Annotated in this window: 13 protein-coding genes and 2 riboswitches; of the genes, 5 read left to right on the top strand and 8 right to left on the bottom strand. The window is 65.6% G+C overall.

Going from position 1 to position 12,630, the window contains the following annotated elements; translation table 11 throughout:
* Window positions 1-14 precede the first annotated feature (14 nt).
* The 4 genes from ASF08_RS06820 to gcvT all read right to left on the bottom strand — a co-directional run bounded on the left by ASF08_RS06820 (window position 15) and on the right by gcvT (window position 5,383).
* Window positions 15-527, bottom strand: a complete 513-nt coding sequence (locus ASF08_RS06820) for a methylated-DNA--[protein]-cysteine S-methyltransferase (protein WP_056142998.1) — start codon at window positions 525-527, stop codon at window positions 15-17.
* Window positions 528-816: 289 nt separating this feature from the next.
* Window positions 817-3,663, bottom strand: coding sequence for an aminomethyl-transferring glycine dehydrogenase (gcvP, locus tag ASF08_RS06825; protein WP_056143001.1), 2,847 nt, complete (start codon window positions 3,661-3,663; stop codon window positions 817-819).
* Window positions 3,664-3,840: 177 nt separating this feature from the next.
* Window positions 3,841-4,203, bottom strand: a complete 363-nt coding sequence (gcvH, locus tag ASF08_RS06830) for a glycine cleavage system protein GcvH (RefSeq protein WP_056143004.1) — start codon at window positions 4,201-4,203, stop codon at window positions 3,841-3,843.
* Between the two features lie 49 nt (window positions 4,204-4,252).
* The gene (gene gcvT / locus ASF08_RS06835) at window positions 4,253-5,383 is read right to left on the bottom strand and encodes a glycine cleavage system aminomethyltransferase GcvT (protein WP_056143007.1); all 1,131 of its coding nucleotides are present in this window, start codon (window positions 5,381-5,383) and stop codon (window positions 4,253-4,255) included.
* Between the two features lie 50 nt (window positions 5,384-5,433).
* A riboswitch (glycine riboswitch) is annotated at window positions 5,434-5,535 on the bottom strand.
* Window positions 5,536-5,635, bottom strand: a riboswitch (glycine riboswitch).
* 157 nt (window positions 5,636-5,792) lie between these two features.
* Between gcvT and ASF08_RS06840 the strand changes: the two genes are divergently transcribed.
* The gene (locus tag ASF08_RS06840; RefSeq protein WP_056143010.1) at window positions 5,793-6,554 is read left to right on the top strand and encodes an endonuclease III domain-containing protein; all 762 of its coding nucleotides are present in this window, start codon (window positions 5,793-5,795) and stop codon (window positions 6,552-6,554) included.
* On the opposite strand, the gene ASF08_RS06845 is transcribed toward ASF08_RS06840, so the two are convergent.
* Window positions 6,551-6,823 (bottom strand): type II toxin-antitoxin system Phd/YefM family antitoxin, encoded by a 273-nt coding sequence (locus ASF08_RS06845; RefSeq protein WP_244474473.1) that lies wholly within the window; start codon window positions 6,821-6,823, stop codon window positions 6,551-6,553. The genes ASF08_RS06840 and ASF08_RS06845 overlap by 4 nt on opposite strands.
* Window positions 6,824-7,047: 224 nt before the next feature.
* Between ASF08_RS06845 and trpS the strand changes: the two genes are divergently transcribed.
* The 3 genes from trpS to tam are packed head-to-tail and all read left to right on the top strand — an operon-like array spanning window position 7,048 to window position 9,626.
* Complete coding sequence (gene trpS / locus ASF08_RS06850) at window positions 7,048-8,118, top strand: tryptophan--tRNA ligase (protein WP_056143013.1); 1,071 nt, start codon at window positions 7,048-7,050, stop codon at window positions 8,116-8,118.
* On the top strand, window positions 8,118-8,816 hold the full coding sequence (locus ASF08_RS06855; RefSeq protein ID WP_056143015.1) for a haloacid dehalogenase type II: 699 nt from the start codon (window positions 8,118-8,120) through the stop codon (window positions 8,814-8,816). Before trpS ends, ASF08_RS06855 begins: the two co-directional genes overlap by 1 nt.
* 27 nt (window positions 8,817-8,843) lie before the next feature.
* Complete coding sequence (tam, locus tag ASF08_RS06860) at window positions 8,844-9,626, top strand: trans-aconitate 2-methyltransferase (protein WP_056143018.1); 783 nt, start codon at window positions 8,844-8,846, stop codon at window positions 9,624-9,626.
* 148 nt (window positions 9,627-9,774) lie between these two features.
* On the opposite strand, the gene ASF08_RS06865 is transcribed toward tam, so the two are convergent.
* Complete coding sequence (locus ASF08_RS06865; protein WP_018044186.1) at window positions 9,775-10,428, bottom strand: pyridoxamine 5'-phosphate oxidase family protein; 654 nt, start codon at window positions 10,426-10,428, stop codon at window positions 9,775-9,777.
* 304 nt (window positions 10,429-10,732) lie between these two features.
* Between ASF08_RS06865 and ASF08_RS24610 the strand changes: the two genes are divergently transcribed.
* On the top strand, window positions 10,733-11,056 hold the full coding sequence (locus tag ASF08_RS24610; protein ID WP_156629490.1) for a hypothetical protein: 324 nt from the start codon (window positions 10,733-10,735) through the stop codon (window positions 11,054-11,056).
* Between the two features lie 160 nt (window positions 11,057-11,216).
* Here ASF08_RS24610 and ASF08_RS23865 read toward each other — a convergent pair whose 3' ends face one another.
* Together ASF08_RS23865 and ASF08_RS24615 are read right to left on the bottom strand one after the other, a co-directional pair.
* Complete coding sequence (locus ASF08_RS23865) at window positions 11,217-11,771, bottom strand: type II toxin-antitoxin system VapC family toxin (protein ID WP_162238944.1); 555 nt, start codon at window positions 11,769-11,771, stop codon at window positions 11,217-11,219.
* Window positions 11,755-12,621 (bottom strand): hypothetical protein, encoded by an 867-nt coding sequence (locus ASF08_RS24615; protein WP_156629491.1) that lies wholly within the window; start codon window positions 12,619-12,621, stop codon window positions 11,755-11,757. The genes ASF08_RS23865 and ASF08_RS24615 overlap by 17 nt, the downstream gene beginning before the upstream one ends.
* Between the last annotated feature and the right edge of the window lie 9 nt (window positions 12,622-12,630).

Below are 12,630 nucleotides of genomic sequence, written 5' to 3' on the forward strand. Positions count from 1 at the left end.
TCTTAAACAGTCGCTCAGAGCAGGCTGAGCTGCGCCGAGACACGAGAGGTCGCCCCGCGCTCCAGGGCGAGCAGCCACTTCTTCGTATCGAGGCCGCCGGCAAATCCCGTGAGGCTGCCCGCCGCGCCGATGACGCGATGGCAGGGAACCACGATGGGCAGGGGGTTGGCACCGTTGGCGGCACCCACGGCCCGGCTGGCGCTCGGACGGCCGATCCGCCTGGCCAGCGCGCCGTAACTGATCGTCTTAGCTGGCGGGATGTCCATGAGCGCGGTCCAGACCTGCCTCTGGAACGGCGTGCCGCGCGGATCGAGGTCGAGGTCGAACTGGGTGAGTTGGCCTTTGAAATAGGCGCTCAATTGCCGCCGGGCCTCGGCGAAGGCCGCGTCGTCCCGGTGCCAGTCCGCCCGGGGTGTCACCGCGCCCTTGCCGGTGGGAAAACCGATGCAACGCAGGCGCTCGTCCGCTCCCGCGAGAAGCAGCGCGCCGATGGGCGTGTCGAGGAACGTGTAGCGGGTGTCGGGCATGGCGGATCGTCTCGGGCCGGTGGGTGCGCGCCTCGGGAGACCGCCCCCGGAGGTGTCCGCCATCCTACACGGAGGGAAGCGGCCCTCCTCCCCAGCGGATCTCGGGCCTGCCCGAGATCCGTCGAGCTTGTGGGGAGGAGTTGGAGGTGGGGGTGGTTGGGTGACCCTCAGCTTGCGGAGGCTGGCGGAGCCACCCCCACTCCTAACCTCTCCCCACAAGGGGGAGAGGGACGCGCTCTGCCTGCACGAGCAGATGGGTGAAACAGGTAGGCTAGCAGGCCGAAGTACCCTACTCCGCCGCCTCGCTATAGGCGTCCACCGGTGGGCAGGAGCAGACGAGGTTGCGGTCGCCATAGGCGTTGTCGACGCGGTTGATCGGCGGCCAGTACTTGTCCATCCGCAGGCTTCCCGAGGGGAAGCACGCCGCCTCGCGGGAATAGGGCCGCTCCCAGGGGCCGATCAGGTCCGCCACCGTGTGCGGCGCGTGTTTCAGCGGGTTGTTTGCCTTGTCCATCCGCCCCTCCTCGATGGCGCGGATTTCTTCCCGGATCGCCAGCATCGCATCGCAAAACCGGTCTATCTCGCCCTTGGTCTCGGATTCCGTGGGTTCGATCATCAGGGTGCCGGCCACCGGCCAGCTCATGGTCGGCGGATGGAAGCCGCAATCGATCAGCCGCTTGGCGATGTCCTCGACGCCGATCCCGGCCGATTTCTGGAACGGCCGCACGTCGATGATGCATTCATGCGCCACCCTGCCCTGTGCCCCGGCATAGAGCACCGGATAGGCGCCCTTCAGGCGGCTCGCGATGTAATTGGCGTTGAGGATGGCCACGCGGGTGGCCTGGGTGAGGCCGCGCCCGCCCATCAGCAGGCAGTAGCTCCACGAGATCGGCAGGATCGAGGCCGAGCCGTAGGGCGCCGCCGAGACGGCCCCTTCCTCGGCCGTCCGTGGATCGGAGGGGAGGAACGGGATCAGATGCGCCTTGACGCCGATGGGGCCCATGCCGGGGCCGCCGCCGCCATGGGGGATGCAGAAGGTCTTGTGCAGGTTGAGGTGGCTGACATCGCCGCCGATATCGCCGGGGCGCGCGAGGCCCACCATCGCGTTGAGGTTGGCCCCGTCGAGATAGACCTGGCCGCCATGGGCATGGACGATGTCGCAGATCTCGCGGACCCGAACCTCGAACACCCCATGGGTCGACGGGTAGGTGATCATGCAGGCCGCGAGGTTTTCGCCGTGCAACTCGGCCTTCCGCGAAAAGTCCTCCACGTCGATGTTGCCGTGCTGGTCGGCGCCGACCACGACCACGCTCATGCCGCACATCTGCGCGGAGGCCGGGTTGGTGCCATGCGCCGAGGACGGGATCAGGCAGACCTTGCGGTGCGCATCCCCGCGCGAGAGGTGGTAGGCCCGGATGGCGAGCAGCCCCGCATATTCGCCCTGCGCGCCGGAATTCGGCTGCATCGAGATCGCGTCGTAGCCGGTGATCGCGCAGAGCTTGTCGGAGAAGTCGCGCAGGAGTTCCTGGTAGCCCTCGGCCTGATCCGCCGGCACGAAGGGGTGGATCTCCGAGAATTCCGGCCAGGAGATCGGCAGCATCTCGGCGGTGGCGTTGAGCTTCATCGTGCACGAGCCGAGCGGGATCATCGCGCGGTCCAGCGCCAGGTCACGGTCGGCGAGGCGACGCATGTAGCGCGTCATCTCGCTCTCGGCCCGGTTCATGTGGAAGATCGGGTGGGTGAGATAGGCGGAGGTGCGCAGATTCGCCTCCGGCAGGCGCTGGTTGGGCCAGGCCTCGTCGTAGGTGAGATGCTCGCCGCCGAAGGCACGCCACACCGCCTGGACGATGTCGGGCCGGGTACGCTCGTCGACGGTGATGCCGATGCGGTCCGAGCCCACTGTCCGCAGGTTGACGCCGTTCTTCACCGCGTTCTGCAGGATCAGCCCCTGGAAGGCGCCGACCTCCACGGTGATCGTGTCGAAGAAGCCCTTCGGCTCCACGGTGAAGCCGAGCGTTTCAAGGCCTTCGGCGAGGCGCACCGCGTCGCGATGGACCCGGGCGGCGATGGCCTTCAATCCGCGTGGCCCGTGGAACACCGCGTACATGCCGGCGATCACCGCCAGCAGCACCTGCGCGGTGCAGATGTTCGACGTCGCCTTCTCGCGGCGGATATGCTGCTCGCGGGTCTGCAGGGCGAGGCGGTAGGCCCGGTTTCCCCTCGCATCGACGGAGACGCCCACGAGCCGGCCCGGCAAGGTGCGCTTATGCGCCTCGCGGGTGGAGAGATAGGCGGCATGCGGGCCGCCATAGCCCATGGGCACGCCGTAGCGCTGCATCGAGCCGATGGCGATGTCGGCGCCCATCTCGCCGGGCGGCTTCAGCAGGGTGAGGGCCAGGGGGTCGGCGGCCATCACGGCGACCGCGCCGGCCTCGTGCAGGCGGGCGATGACCTCCGAAAAATCGTGGATGGCGCCGCAGACGCCGGGATATTGGAAGACCGCGCCGAACACCTCCGCCGGGTCGAGATCGGTCGACGGGTCGCCGACGACGATGGTCCAGCCCAGCGGCGCGGCACGGGTCTTCAGGACGGCGATGGTCTGGGGCAGGCATTCGCCGTCGACGAAGAAGGCGGTCTTGCCGTTGCGGGCGATACGCGAGGCCATACCCATGGCCTCCGCCGCTGCCGTGGCCTCGTCGAGGAGCGAGGCATTGGCGATGTCGAGACCGGTGAGGTCGCAGACCAGGGTCTGGAAGTTCAGCAGCGCCTCGAGCCGGCCCTGGCTGATCTCGGGCTGGTAAGGCGAATAGGCCGTGTACCAGGCCGGGTTCTCGAAGATGTTGCGCTGGATCACCGGCGGCATCGTGGTGCCGTGGTAGCCCTGGCCGATGAGCGAGACGAGAAGCCGGTTCTTGTCGGCGATGCCGCGCATGTGTTCGAGCACCCGGCGCTCGGTGAGCGACGTGCCGAAATCGATGCGCTCTTCCTGGCGGATGTCGGCCGGCAGGGTCTCGTCCACGAGGCCGTGCAGGCTCGGTGCGCCGATCACCTCCAGCATCGCCGCGATCTCGGCGGTGGTCGGGCCGATATGGCGGCGATTGGCGAAATCGTAAGGGTCGTAGCGATCGTTTGGCATGATGGGCCTCGCGTGCCGAAGTCTGAAGAATGTCGCGACGCACCTCCCTACCCCTTGTGGGGAGGGATCGAGGGTGGGGGTGGTTCCGCCGGACTCCGCAGCGGGTCACCCAATCACCCCCACCTCCAACTCCTCCCCACAAGGGGGAGGAGGGCGCGTTCTGGGTCGTTCCGAGCGCTACTTCGCGAACGCGGCGTAGGCGGCCTCGTCCATCAATCCGTCGAGGGAGGCGACGTCGTCGAGGCGGAGGCGGTAGAGCCAGCCCGCGCCCTGCGGGTCGGTGCCGATGCTGGCCGGGTCCGACACGGCGGCCTCGTTGATTTCGGTCACCTCGCCCGAGACCGGGGCGAACACGTCGGAGGCGGCCTTCACCGATTCCACCACCGCCGCGGCCTCGCCCTTGACGAGCTTGGCGCCGACCTTGGGAAGCTCGACGAAGACGAGGTCTCCGAGCTGCTCAGCCGCATGGGTGGTGATGCCGATGGTGGCGACATCGCCCTCGATGGCCAGCCACTCGTGCTCGTCCGTGTATTTCAGCATGATGCGCTCCGTGAACAGGTGGTGGGGGAAGTCGGCCGGGGGCCGGGATTCAGCTGCGCTTGAAGCGCGCCGGCACGAAGGGAAGCGCCACGACCGAGACCGGCAGGCGCCGGCCGCGCACTTCCGCGAAGAGGCGGGTGCCGGGCGTCGACAGGGCGGCGGGGACGTAGCCCATGGCGATGGGCGCCTTGAGGCTGGGGCTGAACCCGCCGGAGGTGACCCGGCCGATGGCCTCGCCGGCCTCCTCTGCGACGAGCGCGGCCCCTCCCCGCACCGGGGTCGGGCCCTCCGGCAGCAGGCCGACGCGCCGCGACGCGGGACCGTCACCGATCTCATCGAGGATGCGCTCAGCGCCCGGAAAGCCGCCCGCCCGCGCGCCGCCGTGGCGGCGGACCGGCTGGATCGCCCAGGTCAGGCCGGCCTCGACCGGGCTCGTCCCGGCATCGATATCGGCTCCGTGCAGGCACAGGCCGGCTTCCAGCCGCAGGGAATCGCGTGCGCCGAGGCCCACCGGCTCCACGTCCTCGTCCTGCAGCAATGCCTCGGCGACCGCATCCGCGGCATCCTCGGGGAGAGAAATCTCGAACCCGTCCTCCCCGGTATAGCCGGAGCGGCTGACGAGGGCGGACGCGCCGAGGAGCTCCACCCAGGTCACGTCAAGGAAGCGCATGGCGGCGGTCTCGGGGGCGAGCCGTGCCAGGGCGCTCTCCGCCAGCGGCCCCTGGAGGGCGAGGAGCGCCCGGGGCAGCACCGTGATCTCGCACAGGCCGGTGAGATGAGCGCGAAGATGGGCCTCGTCCGCCACCTTGTTGGCTGCGTTGACGACCAGGATCAGGCTGTCGTCGAGGCGCGCGACCATGAGGTCGTCGAGGATGCCGCCGGTGTCATCGGTGAGGAAACCGTAGCGCTGCCGGCCGGGCGCCAGCCCCAGCACGTCGATGGGCAGGAGGGTTTCGAGGGCGCGGGCGAGGTCCGCCATGCCGCCCGGACCCGGCTTCAGCCGGATCTGGCCCATATGCGACACGTCGAACAGACCGGCCGCCTTGCGGGTGTGCAGGTGTTCGGCGATCAGGCCCGCCGGATAATGGAGCGGCAGCGCATAACCCGCGAAGGGCACCATGCGGGCGCCGTGGCGCAGATGGAGCGCGTGAAGCGGTGTGCTGGAAGCGTCGAGCGGCATCTGGTCATCCCATGACAGAACGGCTCCGGATGCTCGATCGAGCGATCCGGCTACCCCCATCTGTCACGGTTACCTGAGAGCTTCTCCCGCCCCGGGAAGGGTGGGATTTCTCCTTCGGTGGACGCCCGCGAAGGCGCCTCTCTCCAGATTGTCAAAACGAAGCGGTGATTGTGCCTGAGAGTTTCCGGGGGTGGTTGCTCCGTCGGCGCCATGACCGGTTGGTACCGGCCTGGGCTCTCCCGCTTCGTCATTCGCTGACGGACAAAGCCTCGCATGACCTTCGCCGGGGCGCAAGGTTCGGGCTTTCACCTTGGCGCAACTGTCAGTCCATTGCACGATACTGCCGCCCTGCGGCACGTCCTCTCGCGCCGGATCGGAACCGGCGGGACTCGGCGCGGATTCCGTCGTCATGGCCATCACCTCCGGGCACGACCTCGCCGGCCCCCGCCCCCGGCAGACCAAGCGATCCGTCCCCCTCGCGGATGCGAGCCTGACGGACAAGGCGCTGGAGATCCATCGCCGGCTCTGCCCGGTCTACGGCTGCCCGATTCCGTATTTCCACAGCCTCGATCCCTTGAGCGAACTCGTCTCCTCGCTCCTGTCGCACCGCACCCGGAACGCCGAGTCTGGTCGCGCCTTCAAGGCGTTGCGGGCACGCTACCCGGATTGGGCCGACCTCGTGGGCGCGCCCGTGGAGGAGATCGAGGCCACCATCTCCGGCGTGACATGGCCGGAACTGAAGGCGCCCCGCATCCGCGCCGTCCTGGCGGCGGTGGCCGAGCGTCACGGCGCCCTCTCCCTCGATTTCCTGAAGGAGATGGAGGTCGACGCGGCGCGCTCGTGGCTCGAGGCGATCCCCGGAGTGGGGCCGAAGACCAGTGCGGCCGTGCTCTCGTTCAGCCTGCTGGGGATGCAGGCCCTGCCGGTGGACAGCCACCACCACCGGGTGGCGCAACGCACCGGCCTCATCGGCCCGAAGGTCGATGTCGGCCCGTCTCATCCGATCCTGCGGGCGCAACTTCCGGCGGAGTGGAGCGCGCAGGATCTCTACGACAACCACGAGATCCTGATGCTCCACGGCCAGGCCGTGTGCCACCACCGCAATCCGGCGTGCGGGAAGTGCGTGCTGCTGGACATCTGCCCGACCGGGCAGGCACGGGAGCGGGGTTAGGCGGTAGCGGCGGCGCTACCGCTTGGCGGCTCCGTACACGGCACTTCGCCGGAGCGGGCTTTCACGATGGCCGCCAGCACGTCGTCGTCGATGGCCTCCATCATGGCCTCGAAGGTCTCCGGCGGGACCATGTAGCCCATGACGCGGTTGTGGTTCAGGATCGCCACCGGTGCTCCGTCGGCACGGTTCATCACCGATGTCGGACTCTTCTTCAGCTCCGACACACTCACCGCCACGTCGGCCATGACACTTTGCAGCTGAGCTTCCATTCACCCACCTCACCGCTTGCCGCCTCCCCGGAACGGTTGAAGGCGATCTACCTTCGATGCCAAATTCCGTACGGAAATTCGATCTTTTCGATTTTCGGCGCGGGTTGGGCCAACATGCCGTGCACCTTGACCACCCATGGTGAGCCGTTCAGAACGCACACGTCGGTGCCCTGATCCGAGCGTCGGGCTTCTCCCTCGCCATCACGCCATAGGAACCACGCGCGATGACCGCGTTCACAGAGCTCGTGTTCTCGGGCGTACAGCCCACGGGCAACCTGCATCTCGGCAATTACCTCGGCGCCATCAAGCGCTTCGTGGAGATGCAGGAGCGCGAGGCGCAATGCCTCTACTGCGTCGTCGACATGCACGCGATCACCCTGTGGCAGGATCCGGCCGCGCTGAAGGGCCAGATCCGCGAAGTCACGGCCGCCTTCCTCGCCGCCGGCATCGATCCGAAGCGCAGCATCGTCTTCAACCAGAGCCAGGTGCCGGCCCATGCCGAGCTCGCCTGGATCTTCAACTGCGTCGCCCGCCTCGGCTGGCTGAACCGCATGACCCAGTTCAAGGACAAGGCCGGCAAGGACCGGGAGAACGCGAGCGTCGGGCTCTACGCCTATCCGGTGCTGATGGCCGCCGACATCCTGGCCTACCGCGCCACCCACGTGCCGGTGGGCGAGGACCAGAAGCAGCATCTCGAACTGACCCGCGACATCGCGCAGAAGTTCAACAACGACTTTTCCGAGTCGATCTCCGCCCACGGGCACGATGCGGGCGCGGGCTTCTTCCCGATCACCGAGCCGTTGATCGGCGGCCCGGCCGCCCGCGTCATGTCCCTGCGGGACGGCACCAAGAAGATGTCGAAATCGGACGCCTCCGACAATTCGCGCATCAACCTCACCGACGAGGCGGATACCATCGCCAACAAGGTGCGCAAGGCCAAGACCGATCCGGAGCCCCTGCCCTCCGAGACGGCGGGTCTCGCCGCGCGGCCAGAGGCCGACAACCTCGTGGGCATCTTCGCGGCGCTGAAGGGCGTCACCCGCGACGAGGTGCTGGCCGATTACGGCGGCGCGCAGTTCTCCGCCTTCAAGGGGGCGCTGGTGGAGCTCGCCGTGGAGACGCTGGCGCCGATCGCCTCCGAGATGAAGCGCCTCGTGGCCGATACCGACTATATCGACTCCGTCCTCGCCGACGGCTCCGAGCGCGCCGAGGCCATCGCGGCCCCGACGCTGGATGCGGTGAAGGACATCGTCGGCTTCGTCCGCCGCGGGCCGCGGTTGCGGGCCGTCCGGTAATGATCCGGGCGCTCGTCTTCGACGTCTTCGGGACGCTCGTCGACTGGCGCTCCGGAGTGGCCCGCGAGGCCGCACGCCTCCTCGGCGCGGAGGTGCCCACCCTCGATGCCGGCGCTTTCGCGGATGCCTGGCGCCGGCGCTACGGGCCTTCGATGGAGACCGTGCGTTCGGGGACCCGACCCTTCGTGGACCTCGATACCCTCCATGCGGACTCCCTGCCCCTCGTCCTGGCCGAGTTCGGCATCGTCGGCGTCTCGGATGCCACACAGCGGGAACTGGTCCAGGCCTGGCACCGGCTCGATGCCTGGCCCGACGTACCGCATGCCCTGCGGCGTCTTCGGACGCGCCACCTCCTGGCGCCAAACTCGAACGGGCATATCCGGCTGATGGCCGACCTCGCCCGCCGCAACGGGCTGATTTTCGATGCGATCCTGGGTGCCGGCCATTCCCGCGATTACAAGCCGAAACCGGCCCTCTATCGCGATGCGGTGGCGGCCTTCGGCTTCGCTCCGGCGGAGACCTTGATGGTCGCCGCCCATTCGGGCGACCTCGCGGCAGCGGCGAGCCACGGCCTGTCCACCGCCCATATCGCCCGCCCGCGCGAGAACGGGCCGGGCGGTGGCGAAACGGCGCCCAAAGTTCCGGTCACCTATGCGGCCCGGGACCTCACGGATCTGGCCGACCAGCTCGGCTGCTGACGACGACGGAGCGGAAGGGTGAGCACGATGGCCGATTGGAACCCCGCCCTCTACACCCGCTTCGAGGACGAGCGTACCCGTCCGGCGGCCGAGCTCCTGGCCCGCGTGCCGCTCGAAGCCCCCCGCCTCGTCTACGATCTCGGCTGCGGCCCCGGCAATTCCACCGCGCTCATCACCGCACGCTTTCCCGAAGCGGAGGTGATCGGCCTCGATACCTCACCGGCGATGCTGGAGCGGGCGAGGAGCCGCCTGCCCGGCCTCGCCTTCGCGCTGGCCGATGCGGCGACCTGGATCCCCGAGCGGGCGCCGGACCTGATCTACGCCAACGCCGTGCTGCAATGGCTGCCCGACCACCCGGTGCTCCTGCCCCGGCTCCTCGGCCTCCTGGCACCCGGCGGCGTGCTCGCCGTGCAGATGCCCGACAACCTCGCCGAGCCCTCGCACCGCCTGATGCGCGAGGTGGCGGGTGCCGGTCCCTGGGCCGGGGCCATCGGCGATCCGGCTGTGGCCGGGCGGCTCGGGCGGATGCTGGAGCCGGCCGGCTATTACGACCTGCTGGCGCCGCTTGCGGCCGGGGTCGATGTCTGGCGCACCGCCTATCACCACCCGATGGCGGATGCCGCCGCCATCGTCGAATGGGTCAGGGCGACCGGGCTCCGGCCCTTCCTCGACCCGCTGGACCCCGAGGACACGGCCGGGTTCCTCGCTGCCTATGCGACGGCGATCGATGAGGCTTATCCGCCGCGCAGCGACGGGCGACGCCTGCTCGCCTTCCCGCGGGTCTTCATCGTCGCCCGCCGGGCGGACTAAGCAGGTTCGCAAAAGTGGTCACCGGTTTTGCGTCCTAAAACCTGCGATACTTCAAGGGCCTAAGCGAGGTGAAGCGTTGGCTTGCCGACGCGAACCTGCTTGGCGCACCGCCCCGGATGCGATGGCCGGGACGGTGCTCGGCCGGGCTTCAGCTTTCGCCGCGCGCCACCCGTGCCTCGTATTCCGGCAGGGCGAGCTGGCCTTCCTTCTCGACCCGCGCCTTGTCCTCGTCCGAGATCACGTCGCCGACCATGTCGAGACGCTTCCAAAGGGCGAGCGGCGTCTCCTTGTCGGGGCGCGGCACGTATTTGTTCTGGGACACCTTCTGGTACTTGTGGATGTAGCGCGGGCAATTGACCCAGGCCTTCGTCACCTCGATCTTCACGAGGTACTTGGCCTCGGTGTATTCGGCCATCAGCGGATCGTCGCGCAGCATCCGGGCGTGGCCCTGGACGCGGACACGGTGCGGGGTCTCGAAATCGATGAACAGCAGCCCGACCTTGGACTGACCCTCGATGTTGCCCATCGAGTACCACATGCCGTTCCCGTCCAGCCCGGGGAAGACCAGCGTGTTGGCGTCGAGCACCTTCACGAAGCCGGTGCTGCCGCCCTTGTACGAGACGGTGGGCATGCCGTCGGGATCGACCGTGGACAGGAAGAACATGTCTCGGCTGCCGATGAACGCCGCCTCGTCGGGGCCGATCTCGTCATGCACCCAGCCGGTGTCGAGGCGCTCGGCGAGCTTGACGGTGTTGTACTCTTCCTGAAGCGCGCGATGCTCGTCGTAATAGAGCGAAGCCATGGGTGTCCTCCAACCTTCGGCCGCTCTCAAATGGGCGACCGTTAGGGAGCATGATCGCCGGATTTTCCTGAGAGTACAACGGGGGCAGCTCGTCCTTCTCCCCTCCGCGGGAGACGATGGCCCGCGAGCCCAGTCGGATGAGGGGATCGCCATTTCCGGAAGCGTCGTCCCCTCTCCCGGTCGCTCCGCGACCACCCTCCCCCGCAATGGGGGGAGGGTCGACCCAAACAAAAGGCGATTATATACTTGACGCACCACACGCATCATGTGGTATGTGAAGCCCTAGGATAAGCCGAGGGCTACAATGGGACGCTTCATTCTTGGGATTATCGTTGGCTTGACCGTAGCCTATTTTTACAGCAAAAGCGGAGGTTCGCCGGCGGTAACAACAGCAACAGCCGTTCTACCGGTCGGTCCTCCATCAACTCCAAACATAGCAGCCGCTTATTTCTCATTTTCAGCCAAAAGTGCGGCCGTTATTTCATTCTTTCTTGCAATAGGCGTATTAGTTTTATTTACGATTGTCTCGGAAGGCGGCTTTGTTCAAGGCGAACTGTCAGTCGTGATTGGTTCTTTTTTTACTTTCTGGCTGACCTTCTTCATAGTCATCTGGTGGCTCTTTAGCTGACGGCTTTTGTCGCGCAACAAGTCGAAGCGCCGCATCAAAGCGCTCCTCCGACTCGTCGCATTCGAGTTCGCGGGCCAGTTCCTCAAACCGGCGCTTTTGCTCCTCGGGCGTCAGCTTTTCGGCGCCGAGCTTGGAGGGCGGCTTGGGTTGTTGTGGGGCTTCAGCCCTCTGCTTGATTACGCGGGGACTCATCGGGCTGAACCTCAAGGGTATCGAACAAAGAGGGGGGCACTGCTGGAGGCGGCGGCGGTGCAGGCGGAGGACAAATCAACAGTTTTTGTCCATCATTGCGATCCAAAACCCCGGTTAGACCAAGAAGATCAGCGCGGTCAAATGTATGAAGTTCGTCAATGTCATTCAGGAGCGCAGTAGCCACGTGCACGGCATCTTGCGGCTTTCCTACTTCTGGATGGGCGCGCAGTAGCCTGCGTGCAGCTGTCCCGACTTCGACATCCACCTGAACTGTGATTACGAAGTCTTTTTCTATATAATCTTCAAAATCCGTGTCATTATCTTCGTCCAAAGCATAGACGTGGTTTGCGTCTATCCTGCGTTTGAAGACTTCGGCTAGCGTGAAGGCCGAGGTCCATATCTCTACCTTCCCTGCTTCGGCCAGTTCAATAACGTACTTGCAAGCCTCAAACCGCCCAGGCTCGCGTTTGATGAGCGCAATCCAAGCGCAAGCATCCCAGTAGTACTTAGGCTTGCTTGGCAAGATTGCCCTCCCTTAAAAGATCTAGGTACTGACTAGCGCTGAGTTCACCTGTAAAATGGGGATCAAATATATCATCTAAACTCGTATTATTAAGAGCAACGCGGTCTATGCTTGTTGCCGTAACGTGAACTATCCGCCCCTCTTTATCATAGCGTATCCGTCCTTTCACTCTGATACGCTGTCTATTCCACACATCGTTGTAGTCAGCTTCGGACGCAATCTTGTCTCGTGTTTCTTCGTCAATACGGCACCAGATAACGTTTTTAGTTTTTCTATCAAGAATGCGGATTGCTGGTTGATTATAATGCAACCCAACATCCATGAAGTAGCCTTCAAGGGAGCCTCGCTCTTCGCGCGCTCGACCAAATTTTAAGTTCACTAAGGGCAGAGGATTTTCACGAGCCGCGAGGCTTTGAATGGCGGCTTCAGCAAATCTGGGAGTAAGAGTGATCGGGATGGCATCATCAAAGAGTTTTATCTCGGTAGATCCAACTCCGTTCGTGTTGCGCTTTAACAAGCCCTTCAGAAGCTCTGCGTTTTTTCCAGATTTGAACTTGTCTGGTATCTCTCCGCGTCCAATAGACGTGATGTTTCTTACGAAGTCCAACTTCTGATGTCTTGCTATAACAGAAATGTCGACATCGGGGCGAAGACTTACGGCCTCGCCCTGCGCCGTAAATGGACTGTTGGTGCTTGCGTAGCTGAGCTTCCAAGCAACCTGATCTTGCTTGTCTTCGTCAGGGGAGAGAAGGTCGAACAAGTCCAGCACCTGGCGCATCGCGTCCTGAACAGTCAGGACGTCGGGATGGGCGCCAGAGGCGCGAACAGTGATGGTGACCTTTTCACCCACGCTATTTTG

Source organism: Methylobacterium sp. Leaf85 (assembly GCF_001422125.1).
Classification (GTDB): Bacteria; Pseudomonadota; Alphaproteobacteria; order Rhizobiales; family Beijerinckiaceae; genus Methylobacterium; species Methylobacterium bullatum.

Excerpts from the sequence above, each read along its gene's own strand:
- ASF08_RS06840 (WP_056143010.1), top strand. The coding sequence starts at position 5,793 with ATGGCCATCACCTCCGGGCACGACCTCGCCGGCCCCCGCCCCCGGCAG.
- ASF08_RS06820 (WP_056142998.1), bottom strand. The coding sequence starts at position 527 with ATGCCCGACACCCGCTACACGTTCCTCGACACGCCCATCGGCGCGCTG.
- gcvH (WP_056143004.1), bottom strand. The coding sequence starts at position 4,203 with ATGCTGAAATACACGGACGAGCACGAGTGGCTGGCCATCGAGGGCGAT.
- ASF08_RS06855 (WP_056143015.1), top strand. The coding sequence starts at position 8,118 with ATGATCCGGGCGCTCGTCTTCGACGTCTTCGGGACGCTCGTCGACTGG.
- ASF08_RS06865 (WP_018044186.1), bottom strand. The coding sequence starts at position 10,428 with ATGGCTTCGCTCTATTACGACGAGCATCGCGCGCTTCAGGAAGAGTAC.
- ASF08_RS24610 (WP_156629490.1), top strand. The coding sequence starts at position 10,733 with ATGGGACGCTTCATTCTTGGGATTATCGTTGGCTTGACCGTAGCCTAT.
- ASF08_RS06845 (WP_244474473.1), bottom strand. The coding sequence starts at position 6,823 with ATGGAAGCTCAGCTGCAAAGTGTCATGGCCGACGTGGCGGTGAGTGTG.
- trpS (WP_056143013.1), top strand. The coding sequence starts at position 7,048 with ATGACCGCGTTCACAGAGCTCGTGTTCTCGGGCGTACAGCCCACGGGC.
- tam (WP_056143018.1), top strand. The coding sequence starts at position 8,844 with ATGGCCGATTGGAACCCCGCCCTCTACACCCGCTTCGAGGACGAGCGT.
- gcvP (WP_056143001.1), bottom strand. The coding sequence starts at position 3,663 with ATGCCAAACGATCGCTACGACCCTTACGATTTCGCCAATCGCCGCCAT.
- gcvT (WP_056143007.1), bottom strand. The coding sequence starts at position 5,383 with ATGCCGCTCGACGCTTCCAGCACACCGCTTCACGCGCTCCATCTGCGC.